The 20,738-nt window shown below is 69.6% G+C and carries 24 protein-coding genes; 8 read left to right on the top strand and 16 right to left on the bottom strand.

The window, feature by feature from the left end; translation table 11 throughout:
* Nucleotides 1–99: 99 nt before the first annotated feature.
* Nucleotides 100–561 (top strand): YaiI/YqxD family protein, encoded by a 462-nt coding sequence (locus VEC04_RS07295; protein ID WP_324775338.1) that lies wholly within the window; start codon nucleotides 100–102, stop codon nucleotides 559–561.
* A complete protein-coding gene (gene arfB / locus VEC04_RS07290) occupies nucleotides 558–962 on the top strand; it encodes an alternative ribosome rescue aminoacyl-tRNA hydrolase ArfB (RefSeq protein WP_324775336.1) in 405 nt (134 codons plus the stop codon). The genes VEC04_RS07295 and arfB overlap by 4 nt, the downstream gene beginning before the upstream one ends.
* Before the next feature lie 2 nt (nucleotides 963–964).
* Here arfB and VEC04_RS07285 read toward each other — a convergent pair whose 3' ends face one another.
* On the bottom strand, nucleotides 965–2,254 hold the full coding sequence (locus tag VEC04_RS07285; protein WP_414642659.1) for an MFS transporter: 1,290 nt from the start codon (nucleotides 2,252–2,254) through the stop codon (nucleotides 965–967).
* The gene (locus VEC04_RS07280; RefSeq protein ID WP_324775334.1) at nucleotides 2,251–2,721 is read right to left on the bottom strand and encodes a cupin domain-containing protein; all 471 of its coding nucleotides are present in this window, start codon (nucleotides 2,719–2,721) and stop codon (nucleotides 2,251–2,253) included. The genes VEC04_RS07285 and VEC04_RS07280 overlap by 4 nt, the downstream gene beginning before the upstream one ends.
* A gap of 48 nt (nucleotides 2,722–2,769) precedes the next feature.
* Between VEC04_RS07280 and dapE the strand changes: the two genes are divergently transcribed.
* Nucleotides 2,770–3,966 (top strand): succinyl-diaminopimelate desuccinylase, encoded by a 1,197-nt coding sequence (dapE, locus tag VEC04_RS07275; RefSeq protein WP_324775332.1) that lies wholly within the window; start codon nucleotides 2,770–2,772, stop codon nucleotides 3,964–3,966.
* On the opposite strand, the gene VEC04_RS07270 is transcribed toward dapE, so the two are convergent.
* On the bottom strand, nucleotides 3,963–4,100 hold the full coding sequence (locus VEC04_RS07270; RefSeq protein WP_324775330.1) for a hypothetical protein: 138 nt from the start codon (nucleotides 4,098–4,100) through the stop codon (nucleotides 3,963–3,965). The two genes, dapE and VEC04_RS07270, sit on opposite strands and share 4 nt — an antisense overlap.
* A gap of 83 nt (nucleotides 4,101–4,183) precedes the next feature.
* Nucleotides 4,184–5,491, bottom strand: a complete 1,308-nt coding sequence (locus VEC04_RS07265) for an amidohydrolase (RefSeq protein WP_324775328.1) — start codon at nucleotides 5,489–5,491, stop codon at nucleotides 4,184–4,186.
* A gap of 82 nt (nucleotides 5,492–5,573) precedes the next feature.
* Here VEC04_RS07265 and VEC04_RS07260 point away from each other — a divergent pair, with 82 nt between their 5' ends.
* Both VEC04_RS07260 and VEC04_RS07255 read left to right on the top strand, forming a co-directional pair.
* Nucleotides 5,574–6,875 carry an MFS transporter gene (locus VEC04_RS07260; protein ID WP_324775326.1) on the top strand — a complete coding sequence of 434 codons (1,302 nt, stop codon included), beginning with the start codon at nucleotides 5,574–5,576 and terminating at the stop codon, nucleotides 6,873–6,875.
* 45 nt (nucleotides 6,876–6,920) lie between these two features.
* Nucleotides 6,921–7,352: an SRPBCC domain-containing protein gene (locus VEC04_RS07255; protein ID WP_324775324.1), complete on the top strand. Its 432-nt coding sequence runs from the start codon at nucleotides 6,921–6,923 to the stop codon at nucleotides 7,350–7,352.
* On the opposite strand, the gene VEC04_RS07250 is transcribed toward VEC04_RS07255, so the two are convergent.
* The 9 genes from VEC04_RS07250 to VEC04_RS07210 form a co-directional block, all read right to left on the bottom strand.
* A complete protein-coding gene (locus VEC04_RS07250) occupies nucleotides 7,349–8,338 on the bottom strand; it encodes a type II secretion system F family protein (protein ID WP_324775322.1) in 990 nt (329 codons plus the stop codon). The two genes, VEC04_RS07255 and VEC04_RS07250, sit on opposite strands and share 4 nt — an antisense overlap.
* A 9-nt stretch (nucleotides 8,339–8,347) precedes the next feature.
* Nucleotides 8,348–9,325, bottom strand: a complete 978-nt coding sequence (locus VEC04_RS07245; protein ID WP_324775320.1) for a type II secretion system F family protein — start codon at nucleotides 9,323–9,325, stop codon at nucleotides 8,348–8,350.
* Between the two features lie 5 nt (nucleotides 9,326–9,330).
* Nucleotides 9,331–10,962 carry a CpaF family protein gene (locus tag VEC04_RS07240; RefSeq protein WP_324775318.1) on the bottom strand — a complete coding sequence of 544 codons (1,632 nt, stop codon included), beginning with the start codon at nucleotides 10,960–10,962 and terminating at the stop codon, nucleotides 9,331–9,333.
* Nucleotides 10,963–10,965: 3 nt separating this feature from the next.
* A complete protein-coding gene (locus VEC04_RS07235) occupies nucleotides 10,966–12,528 on the bottom strand; it encodes a CpaE family protein (RefSeq protein ID WP_324775316.1) in 1,563 nt (520 codons plus the stop codon).
* A gap of 7 nt (nucleotides 12,529–12,535) precedes the next feature.
* Nucleotides 12,536–13,195, bottom strand: coding sequence for a CpaD family pilus assembly protein (locus VEC04_RS07230; RefSeq protein WP_324775314.1), 660 nt, complete (start codon nucleotides 13,193–13,195; stop codon nucleotides 12,536–12,538).
* An 11-nt stretch (nucleotides 13,196–13,206) separates the two neighbouring features.
* Nucleotides 13,207–14,622 carry a type II and III secretion system protein family protein gene (locus VEC04_RS07225; protein WP_324775312.1) on the bottom strand — a complete coding sequence of 472 codons (1,416 nt, stop codon included), beginning with the start codon at nucleotides 14,620–14,622 and terminating at the stop codon, nucleotides 13,207–13,209.
* An 11-nt stretch (nucleotides 14,623–14,633) separates the two neighbouring features.
* Nucleotides 14,634–15,554 (bottom strand): Flp pilus assembly protein CpaB, encoded by a 921-nt coding sequence (gene cpaB / locus VEC04_RS07220; protein WP_324775310.1) that lies wholly within the window; start codon nucleotides 15,552–15,554, stop codon nucleotides 14,634–14,636.
* Between the two features lie 126 nt (nucleotides 15,555–15,680).
* Nucleotides 15,681–16,193, bottom strand: a complete 513-nt coding sequence (locus VEC04_RS07215) for an A24 family peptidase (protein WP_324775308.1) — start codon at nucleotides 16,191–16,193, stop codon at nucleotides 15,681–15,683.
* A gap of 112 nt (nucleotides 16,194–16,305) precedes the next feature.
* Complete coding sequence (locus VEC04_RS07210; protein ID WP_168047289.1) at nucleotides 16,306–16,476, bottom strand: Flp family type IVb pilin; 171 nt, start codon at nucleotides 16,474–16,476, stop codon at nucleotides 16,306–16,308.
* A 302-nt stretch (nucleotides 16,477–16,778) separates the two neighbouring features.
* On the opposite strand from VEC04_RS07210, the gene VEC04_RS07205 reads away from it, so the two are divergent.
* The 3 genes from VEC04_RS07205 to VEC04_RS07195 are packed head-to-tail and all read left to right on the top strand — an operon-like array spanning nucleotide 16,779 to nucleotide 18,282.
* Entirely contained in the window at nucleotides 16,779–17,195 is a 417-nt protein-coding gene (locus VEC04_RS07205) for a pilus assembly protein N-terminal domain-containing protein (protein WP_324775304.1), read from the top strand.
* 5 nt (nucleotides 17,196–17,200) lie between these two features.
* The gene (locus VEC04_RS07200; RefSeq protein WP_324775302.1) at nucleotides 17,201–17,752 is read left to right on the top strand and encodes a TadE/TadG family type IV pilus assembly protein; all 552 of its coding nucleotides are present in this window, start codon (nucleotides 17,201–17,203) and stop codon (nucleotides 17,750–17,752) included.
* Nucleotides 17,749–18,282 (top strand): TadE/TadG family type IV pilus assembly protein, encoded by a 534-nt coding sequence (locus tag VEC04_RS07195; protein WP_324775300.1) that lies wholly within the window; start codon nucleotides 17,749–17,751, stop codon nucleotides 18,280–18,282. The genes VEC04_RS07200 and VEC04_RS07195 overlap by 4 nt, the downstream gene beginning before the upstream one ends.
* On the opposite strand, the gene VEC04_RS07190 is transcribed toward VEC04_RS07195, so the two are convergent.
* Genes VEC04_RS07190 through VEC04_RS07180 form a run of 3 tightly spaced genes read right to left on the bottom strand, consistent with a single transcriptional unit; the run spans nucleotide 18,279 to nucleotide 20,703 of the window.
* Nucleotides 18,279–19,568, bottom strand: a complete 1,290-nt coding sequence (locus VEC04_RS07190; RefSeq protein ID WP_324775299.1) for an anthranilate synthase component I family protein — start codon at nucleotides 19,566–19,568, stop codon at nucleotides 18,279–18,281. The genes VEC04_RS07195 and VEC04_RS07190 overlap by 4 nt on opposite strands.
* Nucleotides 19,565–20,344, bottom strand: a complete 780-nt coding sequence (locus tag VEC04_RS07185) for a tyrosine-protein phosphatase (protein ID WP_324775297.1) — start codon at nucleotides 20,342–20,344, stop codon at nucleotides 19,565–19,567. Before VEC04_RS07185 ends, VEC04_RS07190 begins: the two co-directional genes overlap by 4 nt.
* A 44-nt stretch (nucleotides 20,345–20,388) precedes the next feature.
* Complete coding sequence (locus VEC04_RS07180; RefSeq protein WP_324775392.1) at nucleotides 20,389–20,703, bottom strand: transcriptional regulator; 315 nt, start codon at nucleotides 20,701–20,703, stop codon at nucleotides 20,389–20,391.
* Nucleotides 20,704–20,738: the final 35 nt, after the last annotated feature.

The raw sequence follows: 20,738 nt of genomic DNA, 5'->3' as shown, positions 1-20,738 counted from the left end.
TCGCCCGTTGCCGACTCTGCCGACTCTGCCACACCAAATTTTCCGCCCTCCGGCCCGCGCTTTGACATCAGGCCCGGAACCAGACAGTCAGTCCCCGCCATGACCGCGCCCCGCATCTTCGTCGACGCCGACGCCTGCCCGGTGAAGGACGAGGTCTATCGCGTCGCCGAGCGCTACGGCCTGAAGGTGTTCGTGGTCTCCAACGGCTGGATCAACACCCGCCGCGACCCGTGGATCGAACAGGTGGTCGTCGACGCCGGCCCCGACATCGCCGACGACTGGATCGCCGAACGGGCCGGGCCCGGCGACATCGTCATCACCTCCGACATCCCGCTCGCCGACCGTTGCCTCAAGGCCGGCGCCCAGGCGCTGAAGTCGAACGGCCAGCCGTTCACCCCCGACTCGATCGGCTCGGCCCTGGCCGGGCGCCTGGTCGGCGAGCATCTGCGCTCCATGGGCGTCGCCACCAGCGGCCCGCCCCCCTTCGGCCCCAAGGATCGCTCCGCCTTTCTTCAGGCGCTGGACCGGGCCGTGATCATGGCCAAACGGGTGGTCCGGTGACCGTCGTCCCCGAGAACGAACTGGAGTTCCGCTTCTTCCGCGCCGGCGGACCGGGCGGCCAGAACGTCAACAAGGTCTCGACCAGCGTCCAGTTGCGTTTCGACGTGATCAACTCACCGTCGCTGACCGAACCGGTCAAGGAACGACTGCTCAAGCTGGCGGGCAGCCGGGCGACCCAGGCCGGCGAGGTGCTGATCACCGCCGTCCGCTTCCGCACCCAGGAACGCAACCGCGCCGATGCGATGGAGCGGCTTCAGGCCCTGGTCGACGAGGCCTCGATCAAGCCGGTCTATCGCGTGCCGACCCGCCCCACACGCGCCTCGAAGGAGCGCCGCCTCGAAGGCAAGGCCAAGCGGTCGACGATCAAGAGCGGCCGCGGCAAGCCCGGCCTCTCGGACTGACCTCAGTCCAGCCGGTCGGCCTTGCGCAGTCCCGGGAACAGCCTGGCCCAGACCCCCGTCGCCGCCAGCGCCCCGAAGCCGCCGAACACCGCCGCCCCGACCGGTCCCAGCAGCCGCACCGCCACTCCGGAATAGGCCTCGCCCAGTTCGTTCGAGGCGCCGATGAACAGCATCGACACCGAACTGACCCGGCCGCGCATGTGATCCGGCGTGGCCAGCTGGATCAGGGTCTGGCGGATGTTGACGCTGACCATGTCCGCCGCCCCGCCGATCAGCAGCACCAGACCCGACAGCCAGGCCGCCTTCGACAGGCCGAAGGTCAGGGTGCACAGGCCGAACACCGCCACCGCCGCGAACATCCACCGCCCGCCGTGCCGCACGATCGGGAACCGGCTCAGATAGATGGCCATGCCCAGCGCCCCGACCCCGAACGAGGCCCGCAGCAGGCCGAAGCCCTCCGGCCCGACATGCAGGATGTCGCGCGCGAAGATCGGGGTCAGCAGCGCCACCCCCGCCAGCAGCACCACGATCAGGTCCAGAGAGATGGCGCCCAGCACGATCTTGGTCTTCCACACATAGGCCAGCCCTTCCTTGACCGACTCCAGCGGCGACAGCCGGCTCTCGACCGGCTTCGGCTTGCCGCTGGTGCGGATCAGCAGGAAGCAGCCGATGCCGAGCAGGAACAGCCCCATCGCCGCCGCATAGGCCAGCGGCACGTTTATCCCGACGATCACCCCGCCCAGCGCCGGTCCGGCGATGGCCCCGGTCTGGAAGGCGATCGACTGGGCTGCGATGGCCGGCGGCAGGGCCCGGCGGCCGACCACCATCGGCAGGAAGCTCTGGCTGGCGGGGGCGAGGAAGGCCCGCGCCGCCCCGAACAGCGCCGCCACCGCCAGCAGCCCCCACAACGGCGGCGAGCCGTGCAGCGCCATCAGCAGGAAGCCGCCGGCGCACATCGCCTCGACCAGGATCGACAGGGCCACGGTCCGCTTGCGGTCGCGGCGGTCGGCCATCGCCCCCGCCGGCAGGGTGAAGGCCAGCAGCGGCAGGAATTGGCAAAGGCCGACGAGCCCCAGATACAGGCTCGCCTCCTCGATCGGATGGTCCCGCCGCGCGATCTCGTAGACCTGCCACAACAGGGCCGACGACTGGATCTGGATGCCCAGCACGGCCGTCACCCGGCCCAGCCACAGCAGCCGGAAGTCGCGGATGCCCCACGGACTGGACGGCTCTCCGTCCCCCGGCGGGACGGGCGGCGTCGGGGCCCCGGTGTCTACGCTCTCGACGGTCACGTGCGCCGGTCGACCTTCGGATACGGCGTCCCGTCCCGATGGAAATAGCCGCCCGGCCGGAAGACCATGTCGATGTCCGGATAGTCGCCGCTGTCGCCGCCGGGCGTGCGCGTCCCGACCTCCAGCAGCACCGCCTCGGCCCCCGACCGGTTCTCGATCTTGTGGCCGTTGGCGACCCCGGCCTTGAACCCGGCGCAGTCGCCGGCCCGCAGAACCGTCTCCCCCTCGTCCTCGATCAGCACGACCTCGCCGGAGAGCACCCAGACGAACTCGTCCTCACCCTCGTGCCAGTGCCGCTGGCTAGACCAGGCGCCGTCCGGCAGGCGCAGCAGATTGACGCCGAACTGGTCCAGCCCGACCGCGTCGCCCAGCCGCCACCGCCGCCGCGGCTTGCACGGCCCCGCGAACTCTTCCGGATAACCGGTCCCGTGTCCGGTGGGCGCGCTGTCGATGTCGATCTTCGGCATGGAGAGAAGCCTTCTCGCAATCGTCCGAACCCCCTAAAGCACAGGTCCATGAGCGCCGCATCACATCCGGTTATCGATCCTGTCGAACTGACCCGCGACCTGATCCGAAGACCCTCCGTCACCCCCGCCGACGAGGGGGCGATGGACATCCTCGAGCGCCTCCTCATCGGCCTCGGCTTCACCTGCCGGCGGATGAAGTTCGGCCCCGCATCAAGTAGCGAAGCGGTAGGCGAGCAGGCCTTCATCGAGAACCTCTACGCCCGGCGCGGGACGGCATCTCCCAACCTCTGCTTCGCCGGCCACACCGACGTCGTCCCGCCCGGCTCAGTCGCCGCCTGGTCCGCCGCGCCGTTCGAAGCCGAGGTCCGCGACGGCGTCCTCTACGGCCGCGGCGCCGTCGACATGAAGGGTGGCATCGCCGCCTGGATCGCCGCCGTCTCGCGCATCCTCGCCGACGGTGACGTCCCCGGCTCGCTCAGCTTCCTGATCACCGGCGACGAGGAAGGCCCCGCCCTGCACGGCACCAAACGCGTCGTCGAAACCCTGATGGCGGAGGGCGAGGTCATCGACGCCTGCGTCGTCGGCGAGCCGTCGTCCCAGCACGCGCTCGGCGACACCATCAAGATCGGCCGCCGCGGCTCCCTCAACACCTGGATCACCGTCCACGGGAAACAGGGCCACGTCGCCTACCCGGACCGCGCCGCGAACCCGGCCCCCGTCATCGCCCGGCTGATGGCGCGGCTCGCCGACCACCGCCTCGATGACGGCTACCAGGGCTTCCAGCCGTCGAACCTCGAGATCACCACCATCGACATCGGCAACCCGGCCACCAACCTGATCCCGGCCGAGGCGAAGGCGCGGCTGAACATCCGCTTCAATCCGAACCACACAGGCGACGAGCTGATCGCCTGGCTCAACGCCATGGCCGGCGAGGCCCAGGCCGAGAGCGGCCTGCGCATCGAGCTGGAGAATCTGTGCTCGGGCAACGCCTTCCTGACCGAGCCCGGCGCCTTCGTCACCGGCGTGCAGGACGCGGTCGAGGCCGTCGCCGGCCGCCGCCCCGAGGCCTCGACCACCGGCGGCACCTCCGACGCCCGCTTCATTCGCGCCATGTGCCCGGTGCTCGAACTCGGGCTCGTCGGCCAGACCATGCACCAGATCGACGAGCGCGTTCCGGTGAGCGAAATCGAGGCGCTGGCGGAGGTCTACCGCCGCGTCATCACCACCTACTTCGACCGCCGCTAGAACAGCAGGTCGATGCCCAGCATCGCCGCGCCGAACATGGCGGCGAAGGCGACCAGGAAGTAGAAAATCTCGCGCCGCGCGCTGCCCCGGCGCTCCAGGGTCATGGGCGGCAACTCGACCGGCAGTTTCGTCATGACGCACTCCCGCAAAACCGTACGAGGGTGCGCCCCGATCCTTGCCGGGACGTTGAAAAACGTGGTTGCCGGCCCGCCTGGTCTCAGCGTCGCTCGAGGAAGCGCAACGCCGTCAGCACATGCGCCTTCACCCCGACCGGCAGCACCGCCTCGTTGACGTCGAACGACGGCGAGTGGTTCGGTGGCGAGGTCGCCGGATCGACCCCGTCTGCGCTGCCGCCGAGGTGGTAGAAAACCCCCGGCACCTCTTGCGACAGATAGCTGAAGTCCTCGGCCACCGTGGTCGGCGGCGCGCCCGGATTGACGTTGCCCTCGCCCGCGGCCTCCTCCAGCACCGGAGCGAGCCAGCCCGACAGCGCCTCGTCGTTGAACACCAGCGCCGCGTTCTGGCGCACGCCGAACTCCGCGATCGCCCCGTAGTTCTCGGCGACATTGCCGATGGCGATCTCCGCCCGCCGCACCAGATCGTCGCGCTGGGCGATGTCGAAGGTGCGCAGCGTCCCCGACAGCACCGCCTGGTCCGGAATGATGTTGTAGCGCACTCCGGCGTCGAGGGTGGCGATGGTGAACACCGTCGGCGTCGTCGTCGGATCGATGGTGCGGGCGGTCAGGCTGTTGATGGTCTGGACCACGTCGGCCGAGGCCGAGATGACGTCGACCCCCTTCCAGGGCCAGGCCCCGTGGGTCTGCCGTCCGCGCAGGGTGATGTCGATCCGGTCCGACGCCGCCATGAAGCCGCGCGGCCGGTACCACAGCGTCCCCGGCCGGCCGGGGACGACGTGCAGGCCGAAGATGGCGTCCGGGCGCGGGTCGCGGAGCGCGCCCTCCTCGATCATCAGGGCCGCACCGCCCTTCGGCTCGCCCGGAGGCGCGCCCTCCTCGGCCGGCTGGAAGATGAACACCACCGTGCCGGCGATCTCGTCCTTCATCCCGGCCAGAACCTCGGCCGCCCCCATCAGCATGGCCACGTGCGCATCGTGGCCGCAGGCGTGCGCCACCGGCACCGTATTGCCCATGTAGGTCCCGGTCGCGGTCGAGGCGAATGGCAGGCCCGTCGCCTCCAGCACCGGCAGGGCGTCCATGTCGGCGCGCAGGGCCACGGTCCGGCCGGGCCGTCCGCCGCGCAGAATCCCGACAACCCCGGTCTTGCCGACGTCCGTGCGCACCTCCAGCCCCAGCGACCGCAGATGTTCCGCGACCATGCCGGCGGTGCGGGTCTCGGCGAAGCCCAGCTCAGGATTGGCGTGCAGGTCGCGGCGCCAGGCGACCACTTTCGGCGTGACCCCTTCGACGGCGGTCTCGACGCTCCCAAGCGGGACTTGGGCATGGGCGGCGCCGGCGACGAGAGCGAGGGCGAAAGCGGAGGCGGCGAGCAGGCGGCGAATGGGCATGGCGGCGTCTCCGGAAATCAGGCTCAACCGTCGCGGACGGCGCACGCTTTCGCAAGGCCCCGCCGCCGCCTAGACTCTCGCCGTGAACCTTCGCTCCCCCGCCTTCATGATCCTGTTCGCGGTCAGCCTGATCGCCGCCGCCGGCAATATGGCGCTGCAGTCGGTGCTGCCGGCGATCGGACGCGAGTTCGGCATCCGCGACACCCTGGTCTCCGGCGCCTTCGCCATTTCGGCGCTGATGTGGACCCTGACCTCCCCCTACTGGGCGGGCCTGTCCGACCGCCTGGGCCGCAAGCGGGTGATCATGATCGGCCTGGCGGGCTTCGTCGTCTCGATCGGCGGCTTCGGCCTCGCCACCACCGCCGGGTTGCAGCTGTGGCTGGCGCCGATCCTCGCCTTCGTCCTGATGGCGGTGGCCCGCACCATCTACGGCGTGTTCGGCTCCGCCTCGCCCATCGCCGCCCAGGCCTATGTCGCTGACCGCACCACGCCCGAGCAGCGCACCCAGTCGATGTCCCTGCTCGCTTCGGCCCAGGGACTGGGCACGGTCATCGGCCCGGCGCTGGCGCCCTTCTTCATCCTGCCGATCGTCGGCCTGGCCGGTCCGATGTACGCCTTCGCCCTGTTCGGAGCCGTCGTGCTGTGGGTGGTCTGGCGGCGCCTCCCCAGCGGCGACGTCGTGCGCCAGCCCGCACCCGGCCGTCATCGGGGAAGCGCTGGCAAGGGGCTGTGGAAGGATCCCCGCGTCCGCGACTACCTCCTCTACGGCCTGCTGGTCACCGGGTCGCAGGCGGTGAACATTTCGGTGCTGGGCTTCCACATCATCGACGAGATGGCGGTGACCGGCGTGTCGGTGCGCGACGCCCAGCCCTTTATCGGAATCGCGATGCTGGCCGGCGCGGCGGCGACCCTGATGGCGCAGTGGGGGCTGATTCCGCTGCTCAAGCTGCAGGCCGCCGACCTGATGCGCTGGGGCGCCGGGCTGGCGCTGCTCGGCAATGCGATGACCATCGCGGCTCCCGGCTACTATGGCGTGGTGATAGGCTATGCGGTGATCTCGCTGGGCGTCGGCTTCGCCCGTCCGGGCTTCACCGCCGGCTCCTCTCTCTCCGTCGAGCCGCATGAGCAGGGCGCCGTCGCCGGCCTGATGATGTCGCTGGCGGGTCTCAGCTTCCTCGGACCGCCGGTGATCGGGGTGGCGCTGTATGAGGTCGCCGAGCCGGCGCCGTTCGTGGCGAACATCGTGCTGCTCGGCTTCGCGACGGCGCTGTGCTTCGTCAGCGCCCGCCTGCGGCTGGGCCCGCCCGACCTGCCCGATCGCGACGAGACGCCCTCGCCCGAGACGCCGCCTGCTTCGCAGCCGGGCCCCGAGGGCGGCCGCTAGAACCGCGGTCTTTTCAGCGCCCGAAAGCCGTGCCAGATCGACGGCATGGAAACCGCCCGCATCGAGAAACGCATCGGCGTCCGCGCCTCCACGGACCGCATCTGGGAACTGATCGCGGACCTGCCCGGCTGGGATCGCTGGAACCCGGTCGAAACCTCGGTCGAGGGAACGATCGCCTATGGCGGCTCCATTGCGCTGACCGAGACCATTCCCGGCCTGCCGGAGCGCCGCGCCAGCGTGACGGTCGGGGAATGGACACCGTACTCCCAGCTGGTCTGGCTCGAGAAGCGCGGGCTGTGGTTCAGGTCGATCCGCTACTTCGAGATCGAGGAGCTGGAGCCCGGCAGCTGCGTCGTCGCCAACGGCTTCATCTTCTCGGGCCTGCGCGGCGAGATGTATTTCGACCGCCACCGCAAGGCGCTCCGCAAGGCGGTGGATTCCATCGCGGAGGCGATGAAGACGGCCGCCGAAGCCTAGCCGCCCTTCGCCATCGTGTCCTGGATGCTGATGATCGCCGGAGTCAGAATGACGATGAACAGCACCGGCAGGAAGAACAGGATCATCGGAACCGTGAGCTTGGCGGGCAGGGCCGCGGCCTTCTTCTCGGCCGCCGACAGGCGCATCTCGCGGTTTTCCTTGGCCATGGTCCGCAGCGCCGAACCCAAGGGCGTGCCGTAGGTCTCGGCCTGCGTCATCGCGGTCGCCACCGATTTGACGCCCGGATGATTGGTCCGCTTGGCCAGCCCCTCGTAGGCCATGCGCCGATCGGGAAGATAGCTGAGCTCGGCCGAGAGCAGGGTCATTTCCTCGGCGAGGTCGATGGAGGAACCGCCGATCTCCTGGCTGACCTTCTGGATCGCCGCCTCGATCGACATGCCCGCCTCGACGCAGATCAGCAGCAGATCCAGCGCGTCCGGGAACGCCTGCATGATCGACGTGCGACGCTTCGAGATACGGTTGGCGAGGAAGATGTTCGGCCCGTAGAAGCCGATCACCGCCGCGAACATGCAGATCGCCAGCCGGTTCATGACCGGCAGGCCGAAGTCGTTCAGGATGAAGAGGTAGAAGGCCGCGATCGCCAGCATGACGAACGGCATGGAGAAGCGGAAGAAGTAGAAGGTGGTCAGCGGTTTCGGGCCGCGATAGCCGGCCTGAGCCATCTTGTCCGCGACCTTGGGGTCCTCCAGCAGCTTGGTCAGGTTCAACCGCTCGACCACCCGCTTCTTGAACCCCGTATCGGTGTGCCGAAGAGCCTGCGGACCGGCGCCCTGGGCGGCGATCGCCTGGCGGGAGCGGCGCTTCAGCTCCTCGCGGCGCTCGCCGACCGCCTTCATCCGGCTTTCCAGCTTCGCCTCGCCTCCTATCGAGCCGAGCAAGGTCACCAGGGTGGCGAACACCAGCACGCCCACGCCCATGCTGAGCAGGTTCTGCAGATTGGTGACGAAGCCGATGATGTCTCCCACACCGCGCCCCTAGAACTTGAACGAGATCATGCGCTTCATCACGAAGACGCCGAGGGACATCATCAGCACCGCGATCAGCAGCATGAACTGCCCGCGCGGCTCGGTGAACAGCTTGGCCATGTAGGCCGGGGTCGTGATGCTGACGAGGATCATCACGGCGGGCGGCAGCGAGCCGATGATGCCGGCGGAAGCGGTGGCTTCCGAAGACAGGGCCTTGATCTTCTCGCCCATCATCTTTCGGGCGCGCAGCACCGTCGAAAGGTTGCCCAGCGCCTCGGCCAGGTTGCCGCCGGTCTTCTGCTGGATGCCGATGACGATGGCGAAGAACTTCAGCTCCGGCGTCGGCATGCGCTCGTACATTCTCTCCAGCGCCTGCTGCAGGGTCAGACCCACGCCCAGTCCTTCGACGAGCAACTGGAACTCAGGTCCAAGCGGAGCCGGGCTTTCCCGGGCGATGATCTTGAAGCAATCGTGCACCGGCAGGCCGGACTTGATGCCGCGCACTATGACGTCCACGGCGTCGGCGAAGTGGCTGGAGAATTTCTTCATCCGCCGCTTGCCGAGGAAACCCACGACCCAGCGAGGAAAGCCGAGCCCGAAGACCACGGCGGCCCCGACCGCGATCAGGATGTTGAGCCCGAACAGCAGCGGCGCGAGGAGAGCGATCACGCCCAGCACGGCGCTGATGATCCAGAAGGTCTTCACCGTCGTCGCGAGGCCGGCCTGCTTCAGCTTGGCGGCGAGGCTGATCCGGGCCTTGCGTGAGGCGCGCTCCGATTCCTGGAGCTGCTTCATGATCTGCTTGCGGCGGGCTTCAGGCGTGTTCGCCGCGGCCGCCTTGCGGGCCGCCGCCATGTTCTGCTTGGGACCGCCGAGGTTCTGCGCGCGCTTGATAGCGGCTTCGGAGGAGTCGCCGCCGCCGACGAAGGCCCAGCCGAGACCGCCGATGGTGATGAAGGCCAGAACCGCTGCGAGGATCGGAAGCACGGCGGCTACTCCGCCGCGTCGAGGGCTTCGGCCAGCTCGCGCTCGAGGCCGTAGTAGCGGGCGCGATCCCAGAAGCGCGGACGGGCGATGCCGGTCGAGCGGTGACGGCCGACGATCTTGCCGTTCTCGTCCTCGCCGGTGATCTCGTAGACGAACAGGTCCTGGGTGACGATGACGTCCCCCTCAAGACCGACCACCTCGGTGATGTGGGTGATGCGGCGCGAGCCGTCGCGCAGGCGCGCCGCCTGGATGATCACGTCGACCGAACCGACGATCATCTCGCGAATCGTCTTCGACGGCAGGCCGTAACCGCCCATGGTGATCATCGACTCCATCCTGCTGATGGCTTCGCGCGGCGAGTTGGCGTGCAGAGTGCCCATCGAGCCGTCGTGGCCGGTGTTCATCGCCTGCAGCAGATCGAACGCCTCCGGCCCGCGGACCTCGCCCACGATGATCCGCTCGGGACGCATCCGCAGACAGTTCTTGACCAGATCGCGCATGGTGATCTGGCCTTGGCCCTCGAGGTTGGGCGGACGGGTCTCGAGGCGCACCACGTGCGGCTGCTGCAGTTGCAGCTCGGCCGCGTCCTCGCATGTGATAACCCGCTCGGTGGGATCGATGAAGGCCGTCAGGGTGTTGAGCAGGGTGGTCTTGCCTGAGCCCGTGCCGCCCGAGATGACGAGGTTGCAGCGCGACGCGCCGATGACGCCCAGGACACGGGCACCCTCGGGACTGATGGAGTTGAACTCCACCAGATTCTTCATCGTCAGCTTGTCTTTCTTGAATTTCCGGATCGTCAGAGTGGCGCCGTCGATGGCCAGCGGCGGCGCGATGACGTTGACGCGGCTGCCGTCGGGCAGGCGCGCGTCGCAGATCGGAGAGCTCTCGTCGACGCGGCGGCCGACCTGCGACACGATCCGCTGGCAGATGTTCATCAGCTGGGTGTTGTCGCGGAAGCGGACGTTGGTCAGCTGAACCTTGCCGCCGACCTCGATGAACACCCGGCCGGCGCCATTGACCATGATGTCGGCGATGTCGTCGCGCGCCAGCAGCGGCTCCAGCGGGCCGTAGCCGAGGACGTCGTTGACGATGTCCTGGACCAGGTGCTCCTGCTCGGCCACCGACATCGAGACGTTCTTGATCGCCACGAGTTCGGCGACGATGTCGCGGATCTCCTCCGCCGCCGCTTTCGGATCCAGACCCGCCAGTTGGGCCAGGTCGATCGTGTTCATCAGGGCGTTGAAGATCGTCGTCTTGGTGGCGTGGTAGTAGTCCGACTGCTCGCGGACGATCTCGGCGACCGCCTGGGCCTTCTTCAGCTGTTCGAATCCGGGTGTGGCCTTCGGCCCCGGCGCGTTCTTGGGCGTCGGCGCCGCGGCCGCGGGCCTCGGCCTCGAGGCCAGGGCGTCGAGACGATCGGCGGCCTCCGACGCGGGTTTGGCATTGTACGAGTCGGCGCGGGCTTCCTCCCGGGCGAGCTCGGCGACATCTCCGCCGAAGGCGAACGCCTGCGTCTGGACGCCAGACTCCGGCTGCAGGCCTGCCGGCGGCGCGGCGGCGTGCGCGGGCGCGGGCGCGGGCGCCGGACGCGGGGCCGCTGCGGCGGCTCCAGGCTGACCTGTGCGCTTGCCGAACACTCGTCAGGTCTTCTTCTTGAACAGGCCGGAGAACATCGACTTGCCTTCGCCCTTGGCGGGCTTGCCCTTCGGCCCGGTCAGCATCGGCAGTTCACGGCGCGAGACGATCTGGGCCAGCATCTGGAAGGCCTCGGCGGCCTTGGACTTGGCCCCGGCGTCGAGGATCATCTGGCCGTTGTTGGCGGCCGCGCCGAACACCTTGGGATCGAACGGGATGATCAGACTGGGATGGACCCCGAGGGCGGCCCCGAACTCCTTGGCCGGAATCTCCGGGCGCCCGGGGACGCCGACCTGGTTGAGCACCAGCCGGGGCGGGGCGTCATTGGGCCGGCCCTGACGGATCAGGTCGATCATGTTCTTGGCGTTGCGCAGGCTGGCGAGATCAGGCGTGGCCACGACCACCACCTCGTCGGCGGCGATCAGGGTGCGGCGCATCCAGGCCGACCAGACGTGCGGCAGGTCCAGCACCACGAAGGGCGCGGTCGAGCGAATCTGGGTCGTGACCTCCTCGAAGGCCTCGGGCGAGATGTCCCAGTCCGTATCGAGGGTGGCCGGAGCCGCGAACAGGCTCAGCTTGTCGGTGCAGCGGACCATCATCCGGTCCAGCAGCACCGGATCGAGACGATCCGGCTGGCTGAGGGCGTCGGCGACGCCGTTCAGCGGATCCTGGTTGAAGTCGAGGCCGGCGGTGCCGAACGGCAGGTCGTAATCGACGATGACCGTGTTGGCGCCGATCCGCTCGCTCATCGCATAGGCGGTGTTGTGGGCGACCGAACTGGCTCCGGCCCCGCCGCGGGCCCCGACGAAGGCGATCGAGCGACCGACGAAGGGCTGGGCCGGATCGTTGAACAGGCCGCCGATGGCCGCGATCAGCTGCAGGGGCTGCAGCGGCGCGACCAGATATTCGCTCACGCCGCGGCGCATCAGTTCGCGGAACAGGAGGATGTCGTTGGTGGCCCCGATGACGACCACCTTGGTGCCGGCGTCGCAGACCTCGGCCAGTTGGTCGACTTCCCACAGCAGGGTCTGCGGATCCTTCAGGCATTCGACGATGATCAGCGGCGGCGTCGGCTCGTGCTGATAGGCCTCGACAGCGGCGGCGACGCCTCCGACGCGGATCTGGGTCGTGGCGCGGGACAGGCGGCGATCCTGCCCGGCCCGCTCGGCCGCCGCCAGGGTATCCTGGCGTTCGGCGAAGACATGGATGGCGATGCGCGGCACCGAGACTTCAGGTCCACCGCCGCCCAGCGCCGGCGGCGAGAAGGCGGCGGAAGCCCCGGCGACGAGGTCGCCCACCGGATTGAAGCCAGCCACCGCGGGAACCTGGCTCTCGGCCGGAGCGGGCGGATAGGTCGGCGCCGCCGCGACGGCCGCAGGCGTGAACTGCAGGGGGTGCCGCACCTCGTCTTCCATGCCGGTGGCCGGCGGGTTGGGCGCATATGCCCCGCCGGCATCGCCGGCGGGGCGGGCGGCAGGGCCCGGGCCGGGGCCGGCCGCGACATAGCCCATTTCGAGGTCGAACTCGTCCTCGAAATCCTCGACCGGTCGGGGGAAGGCGTTGGTCATGATCGGTCTATTCCACAGCCTGGGCGATACGGCCCTCGACCAGCGGTTCCTGCGGCGCCGAGGTGATTTCGCCCCGGCGGTAGTTGTCGAACACCACGGCCGCGCGCCCGGAATCCGCCGGACTGGTCCGGCGATGGGCGACGATGTCGCGCGGGTCGGCGATCTGGGCGGCGAGATTGGCGTTGATGGCGCAGCCCAGGCCCATCGAGCTGTTGTTCGAAAACCGGCCTTCCATGGCGCGGGGCTCGGCGGCGCAGTTCGGAATCACGGCCCGGACGGTCTCGAAGCCGGCGAGAACCGGCGCACGGGGATCGGGCGCGGCGTAGGAGGCGACGACGATGCGGTCGGCCGGAAGACCGGCGGACTCGAGCGCCGAGCGCACCGCCCAGGTCTGGCGGGCCGCCGCCGGGTCCTCGCCCGAGGGACCCTCGATCCTGATCGAGCCCACACCGCCGGCCATGTAGCGATGCGCGAGATCGTTGAGCGCCGCATGCTGGTTGGACGACAGACCGTCCTCGTGCACGGCCAGGGCGATCCGGTCGAGGCCGGGCTCGACCTGCAGCGCATAGCGCGACAGCGGGGTGAGCGGCTGCCTGTCGGTAGCGCCCGTCGAGACGCAGGCGCCGAGGACGGTGGCGGCGGCGACGGTCAGGAGGAGGGCGCGCATCATCGGGGTCCTCATTCGATCACATAGCCCACGGGGCCGCTCCAGCCGGCGTCGGCGGCGTCCGCGGCGACGTTCGGGCGGCCGTAGTGCTGGTTCAGCTGTCCGAACAGGATGGTCTGGGCGTCGTTGGCGATCCGCAGGCCGTCGGCGGGCGTCTGCATCCGGTCCGGCGAGGTCGGCGAGACGATGTAGGCCTCGACGATGATCACCAGTTCGGTTTCGCCGGACAGGTAGTCCCGCGAGCGGAACAGGGCCCCGAGCACCGGCAGGTCGCCGAGCCCCGGCAGTTGGTCAATGTTCTGGCGGGTGTCCTCCCGCAGCAGGCCGGCGATCATCAGCGAGCCGCCCGAGGGCAGTTCGACGGTGTTGGACGCACGGCGCACATTGAGGCCCGGGATGACCAGGGCGGTGCCGCCCTGTCCGCCGCCCAGGGTGAAGGCGCCGAGCGAGGTCAGCTCCGACACCTCGGTCGACAGCTGCAGCGAGATCCGGCCGGGGGACAGCACGATCGGCCTCACCGCCAGACGCACGCCGTACGGCTTGAACTCGATGGTCACCTTGATGCTGTCGGCGTCGGTCTCCTGACCGACCGGCACCGGGAACTCGCCGCCGGCCAGGAATTCGGCGCTCTCGCCGTTGGCGGTGGTGATGTTCGGCTCGGCGAGGATGCGGACGAGGCCGGCGCGTTCAAAGGCGCGCAGGGAGGTGTTCAGGCTGCTGCCGTCGCCGGCCGAGTCCTGATAGTTCAGGACGCCGCCGCCCAGCTGGTTTCCCGATACCGCGAAGGTGGCCGCCTGGGTGAGGGTGAGGCCGTCGCCGACGCTGGCCAGAACGGCCGTGGCGTCGAGACCGAGTTGTTTCACCGCGGTGCGCTGGACCTCGACGATGCGGGCCCGGACGGTGATCTGGTCGGAGCCTTCGATGGTCATCATGTTGATGACCTTGTCGGGACTCGCCACGAAGGCGCGGGCGACCTGGCTGGCCCGGTCGGCCTCGCCCGGGCTGAAAACGGTGCCGGTGAGGATGACGCTGTCGTTGACCGCCTCGGCGTGGACGTTCGCGCCCGGCATGACCCGGCTGAGCGTGTCCTGCAGGGCCGACACGCCGGCGTCGACGCGGATGCGAAGCGAAAGGATGGTGCGGCCGGCGTTGTCCAGCACCACGGCGTCGGTTTCGCCGGGGGCGAGGCCGATGATCGTGATGCGGCGGGGCGAATGCAGCATGGCCTCGGCCACGAGCGGATTGGGCACGATCACGTCGCGGGCGTCGGCGGGCAGATCCACCGCCATCGACGAGCCGCGCGGCAGGCTGATCAGCTGCGACTGCGAGCCCATGGAGACGGCGGCGCGGGTCTGGGCCTGGACGGCGGAAGGCGACGGCAAAACGACGACCAGCAGGCCGGCGAGGGCGACGGCGGCGAGACGCATCTGCGGGCGCTTCATTGGACCACCACCACTTCAGGCGCGCCACCGCGGTAGACGCGGACGGCGGAGGATTCACGCGGTCCGGCGGACACCCGGCCCGAGGGGCCGCCGGTGTCGGCGTAGGAGCGCAGGATGAGGCTGAGTTCGCCCTCGGACTTGGCGAGGGCGAGGGCTTCGGCGTCGCGCGGGCCGACCTCGAGAGTGGCGGTCGCGCCGATCACGGTCTGCTCATCGTCGCCGGCGCGGGTCGACTGGTCGATCGCCAGCACCTTGATGTTCTGCATGACCGTGGCCGAGGTGAATTTGGAGCGGTCGCCCTCGGAAGCGCCGATGTTGCCGAGCGTGGTTTCGCGGGTCAGGACTACGTCGACCCGGTCGCCCGGCAGGATGAAGCCGCCGGCCGCCGTCTCGACAGTGACGCGGATAGCCATGGCGCGCATTCCCGGCTCCAGGTAGGCGGCCATGTAGCCGCTGTCTCCGGCGCGGACGATCTTGCGCATCACGATGGGCTCGCCGGCGAGAATGGGTTCGCGCACCACCGAGCCGACGTAGTCCGCCTTGGCCCCGCCGGTGGCGAGATTGGACGCGGCGCGTGTCACCGCGGCGACGGCGCCCTCAGGCTTCGACTCTTCCTTATCCCCGGCGGCCGGCTCCCCAGCGGCCGGAACCGGCGTCGAGCCGTCAGTGATGAAGGCCGGATTGACCTGGTCGAGGGGCCAGTCCTTCCACTCCATGTCGGACTCGTCGAGGCGGCGGCCCGGCTGCAGGTCCTTGGCGGCGACGAGCACCTTGGCCATCGGCCGCGCCTCGACGGCCGCGGCGGTGGCGACGGCGGTCGGCTCCTTCGAGGGGGATCCCATGGCGCGCACGACCAGGGCCAGCCCGATGGCGGCCACGGCGGCGACGCAGATCACGATGATTCGGGCAGGCTTCATCGACTGTCTCCGGCAGGGCCGGCCGGACCCCTGAATTGGTCCTTTGGCCCCCTACCGTTAACGAACATGGCGGCTGCGGGTTAACGTCGGCCTAAGTGCTAACGCACGGATTCGCCTCGCCCGTTTCTAGCCGGCGAGGAAGGCGACCATCAGCGGCGAGGTCGGCCAGGCGACCAGCGCGCCGGCGGCGATGGCGACGCCGTAGGGGATGTGCCCCTTCGGCTCCATCAGCTGCACGAACCAGCCGGGACCGGCGCCGACATAGGGCTGCAGCCACGCCCGGCTGACCAGCAGGGCCAGCGAGAAGAGGCCGCCGATCACAGCCGTCGCGAGGACGAACACGCCCGAGCCCGACAGGCCGAGCCAGAGGCAGGCGGCCGCCATCAGCTTGACGTCGCCGCCGCCCAGGAAGTTCAGGGCGAACAGGCCCATGCCGATCAGCAGGGCCGCGACCGCCACGCCAACATGCATCCCGATCTCCACGGCCCCCAGGCCGAGAAGAAGGGCGGCGGGGAAGAAGCCGAGGATCAGGAGCCCCGAAATCCAGTTCGGGATCTTCATCGACGTCAGGTCCTTCAGCCCGGCGACGATCACCAGGGCGGGAAGGATGGCGAGCAGGACCAGTTGCAGGAGTTCCATTCGCGCAGCCTGCCCGATCGACCTTTAAGGCGGCGTTTCCGGGGAGGCGCAAAAGCAAGGGGCCGGAGCGTTTCCGCTCCGGCCCCCGCCTGGTTCAAGACGCTTACGACGCTTAGGTGGCGCCGATGGCGGTGGCGACCTTGCCGAACTGGGTCGAGATGTTGGTACCTAGGGCGGTGACGGCCGCGATGATCACGACGGCGATGAGGGCGGCGATCAGACCATATTCGATGGCCGTGGCGCCCGACTCATCGGACATGAACTTCGAAATGAACTTCTTCATGGTCATGGTTCCTTTGCAGACGAGGAAGCGAGCTACTGAACGCGGGGGGGGAGCCGGTAGCCCGCTTGACCCCCAAAACGCACCGTCGTTATCGCCCATATCGGTTAAGGCCCGGTCGCCGGGCGTGGTTACCAGAAGATTTACTGTAGAATGGTTCGGCTTAACCGCTCCGCGCCCCGTATCAACGAGCCGGAACCAGGGCTGAACCGGTAATCCGGCGGCAGTTTCAAACTTTATTGAGGTTTCGCGGGCAGGTTCGCCATCACGCTCTCGCGCGCGCTCGCTCTATGGACACCGTCGCCATGACCCGCACCCACCGCCTGCTCCTCGCCCTCGGCGCCGCCGCCCTGCTGGCCGGCCCCGGCCTCGCCGTGGCGCAGTCCGCCCGCATCAGCGTTGAAATCGATCAGGCCCAGCGCGTTCAGTTGAGCGGCCCGGCCGGTTCGGTGATCGTCGGCAATCCCGAGATCGCCGACGTCACCGTGGTCGACGCCAACACCCTCTACATCACAGGCAAGGGCTATGGCGTGACGGAAGTCGTCGCCGTCGATCCGATCGGCCGCACCGTCTTCCAGAGCCAGGTCGTGGTCACCGCCGGCGACGGCGCGGGCCGGGTCCGCGTCTGGCGCGGGGCGCAGGCGACCGAGATGGCCTGCGCCGCCTCCTGCTCGCCCTCGGTGCGGGGCACCAACGGTCCTCCCGCTCCCCCGGCCCAGTAGCGCCCGTGATCACCCGTCGTCGACGCTCGGCGTTCAGAGGCCGCCCGCTGCGGCGCGGGTTCCTGCGCAACCGCGACGGTTCGGCCGCCGTCGAGTTCGGCCTGGTGGTCTTGCCCTTCTGCGTCATGATCTTCGCCATTCTCGAGGTGGCGCTGATCTTCACGCTCGATTCCGTGCTCGAGAACGCGGCCATCGCCACGGGGCGTCTTGTCCGGACCGGTCAGGCCAGCGCCCAGGGCATGACCGCGGCCCAGTTCAAGACCCAGCTGTGCAGCCGGATGAGCATCTTCTCGGGCGACTGCGAATCCAGGGCGACGATCGACGTGCGGGTCATTCCGCAGTTCAACACGACGCCGCCGGACCCGCTGGCCGGAGACGGCTTCGATCCGAGCGGGCTGACCTACGCCAACGGCAATCCCGGCGATCTGGTCCTCGTGCGCGTCTGGTACCAGCATCCGCTGCTGACCACCTTCCTGTCGCAGGCCCTGTCGAGCGTCGGCGACCGCACGGCGATGCTGACCGCCACCACCGCCTTCCGCAACGAGCCCGCCGGATGAGACATGGTCTGATCAGGCGGCTGACCGGAGACGAGCGCGGCGTCTCGGCGATCGAGTTCGCCATGCTCGCGCCGGTGCTGATCGCCTTCTACATGGGCATGACCGAGTTCTGTCAGGGCTTCATGGCCCAGAAGCGGATGGGTCACGTCTCGGCCACGGTCGCCGATCTCATCGCCCAGGAAGAGACGGTCACCGCCGCGACCATCGACGACATCTTCGACATCGGCGGGCTGATCATGAAGCCGTTCCCGACCTCGACCCTTCACCAGCGGGTGTCGAGCGTGACGCGGACCGCCGGCAGCGCGCGCGTGGACTGGAGCCGCGGCGACGGCATGACGGCCCGGGCGGTGGGGTCGACCATCACCCTGCCGGCCGACCTCGTTTCCGACGGCGAGAGCGTCGTGGTGGCGGAAGTCACCTACGACTACGACTCGGCCGCCGACTATCTGATGCCGGGGCTGACGCGGTTCTCGCACACCTACTATCTGCGGCCGCGGACGGTGGACAAGACGGCCTGCACCGACTGCTAGGACCCGGTCAGTGCTTCGCGCAGGGCGAGGATCTTGACCCCGGTCTCGGCCAGTTCGGAAGCGGGGTCGCTGTCGGCGACAATGCCGGCTCCGGCGAGAGTGCGGAAACGCCAGCGTCCCTCCGCCCGCTCGAAAGAGGCCGTCCGAATCAGCACCGAGGCGGTCAGGCCGCCGTCTTCGCCGATGTGAAACAGGCTGCCGCACCATGGGCCGCGCGGCGGCTCGTGCGCGGCGATGACCTTCATGGCCTGATGCTTGGGGGCGCCGGTGATCGAGCCGGGGGGAAAGGTGGCGGCCAGCAGATCGGCGACGCCGGTCTCCGGCCTGGCCGTTCCGTTCACCGTCGAGACCAGATGGTGGACCGTGGGATGGCTCTCGATCTCGAACAGCCGGTCCGCCGTCACCGAGCCCGGCTCGGCGACGCGGGACAGATCGTTGCGCATCAGGTCGACGATCATCAGGTTTTCGGCCCGGTCCTTGGCGCTGGCGCGGAGCTCCACGGCGAGGGCGGCGTCGCGGGCGGGATCGGGGTGGCGCGGACGGGTGCCCTTGATTGGCCGGGTCTCGATGCGCCGGCTTCCGCGGTCGAAGGTCAGGAAGAGCTCGGGCGAGTTGGAGACCAGCGCCCGATCGCCGAGCCGCCAGAAGGCGCCGTAGGCGGCGGCCCGGCCGGCGAGGCGCAGCATGACGTCGAAGGGGTCGGCGCCGGGGCGTAGCTCCCCGGACCAGGCGCGGGCGATATTGGCCTGGAACAGCTCGCCCGAGGCGATGCGGGCGACGACGTCGGCGACGGCGGCGAGGTAGGTCTCCGGCGGAGCCTCGGCCTGCATGGCCGCGGCGGGCGGAGGCGGCGGGGGGGCATCGACCGCCCGGGACAGCCAGAGGTCCGCCCGGTCGGCAGCGGCCGCGGCGGCGTCCGGGTCGGCGCCCCGGCCGGTGACGGTGACGGTCCGGTCCCGATGATCGAAGGCGAGCATGGCGGGGTAGCGGGCCAGCATCAGGTCGGGCCAGATCGGCTCCCGTGGCCCGGTGGCGGGGCGGGCGCCGGCGTCGTAGGCATGGAGTCCGACCACGCCGCGCGACAGGGCCGGCTCGCGCAGCAGGCCGAGGCCGCCCTCCCCGCCGGTCCAGTCGGGGTCGGCGCCGACGAAGGACCAGCGGCCCAGCGGACCGCCGTCGGAGAGCAGGGCGAGGGCGCCGTCGCGATGGCGCAGACCGGCGGCGACGGCGAGGGGGTCGCGCCACGGACGGACGCGGGTCTCGGTCGTCTGGAAGGGCCGGATCACTCCGCCAGCCGCTCGCCGATGCGGTCGCGCAGGGCCGCGTCGACGCCCAGCGCCTGCTCCAGCCAGGCATCGACCGAGCCGGCGCGGGCGGCGATCTCGGCCAGCGCCGCCTCGAGGTAGGCCGGCTCGACGCCGAGGAAGGCGACCACGGCGTCATGGCCGGCGGGGCGGCCGGTCATGGTCTCGAGCTGTCTGGCGATGCCGGGAGCGCGGCCGGCGAGATCGACGGCGGTGTTGGTCAGCAGATAGTCCTCGATCATGTCGTCTCGGTGGACGCCGAGGAGGTGGTGGGTCAGGGCAGCGAGCAGGCCGGTGCGGTCCTTGCCGGCGGCGCAGTGGATCAGGACGGCGCCCTCGGCCTCGGCGAGGGCGCGGAAATAGCGAGCGAAGAGGTCGAGGTGGGCCGGCTCGAAGGGCAGCTCGCGGTAGGTCTCGGTCATGAAGCGCCGGCCGGCGTCGACGGTCAGATCGGCGGTCTTGAGGAAGGTGATGTGCGGCGCCTCGCGGCCGTCGTCGTGGTCGCTCTCGATGACCGTCGCGGCGAAGCCCGGGGGGCGGCGGGAAGGCTGGTCGCGGCGCTCGCCGGGACGGCGCAGGTCGACCACGGCGGCGATGCCCAGCCCGGCCAGCCGCGCGAGGTCGGCGTCGGAGGCGCGGGCGTGGTGGGCGGAACGGAACAGCCGGCCGCCGGCGATGCGGCGGCCGGCGGCCGAGGCGTAGTCTCCGTAGTCTCGGAAATTGTCGAGGGCGTCGAAGCGATGGATGCGGCCGGTCATGCCGCCTCTCTAGCCCACGTCCGCGACGCTTCCCACCGCGCCGCTCAGGTCCCGGCGCCTCCCGGGCCGACGAGGCCCTGCATGGCGTCGAGATAGGCGAGGAAGGCCTGGCGGCCCGCCGGGGTCATCGTCGCCTCGGTCAGGGGTTTGCGGCCTTCGAACCGTTTGACGACAGAGACGAAGCCGGCGTCCTCGAGCTTTCTGAGGTGGACCGACAGATTGCCGTCGGTGGTCTGAAGCCGAGCCTTGAGGGTGTTGAAGTCGGCGCTCTCCACTCCGGACAGCACAGCCATGATGCCGAGCCGGACGCGGCCGTGGATGACCTCGTCGATGCGGTTGATGTCGAAATCGTCCGCCACGCTCAGCCCCTCGCCGCCCGCATCAGCAGGAAGCC

The sequence above is a fragment of the Brevundimonas sp. genome (assembly GCF_035626535.1).
Taxonomy (GTDB): Bacteria; Pseudomonadota; Alphaproteobacteria; order Caulobacterales; family Caulobacteraceae; genus Brevundimonas.
This window is presented reverse-complemented; position numbering and strand designations above follow the sequence as displayed.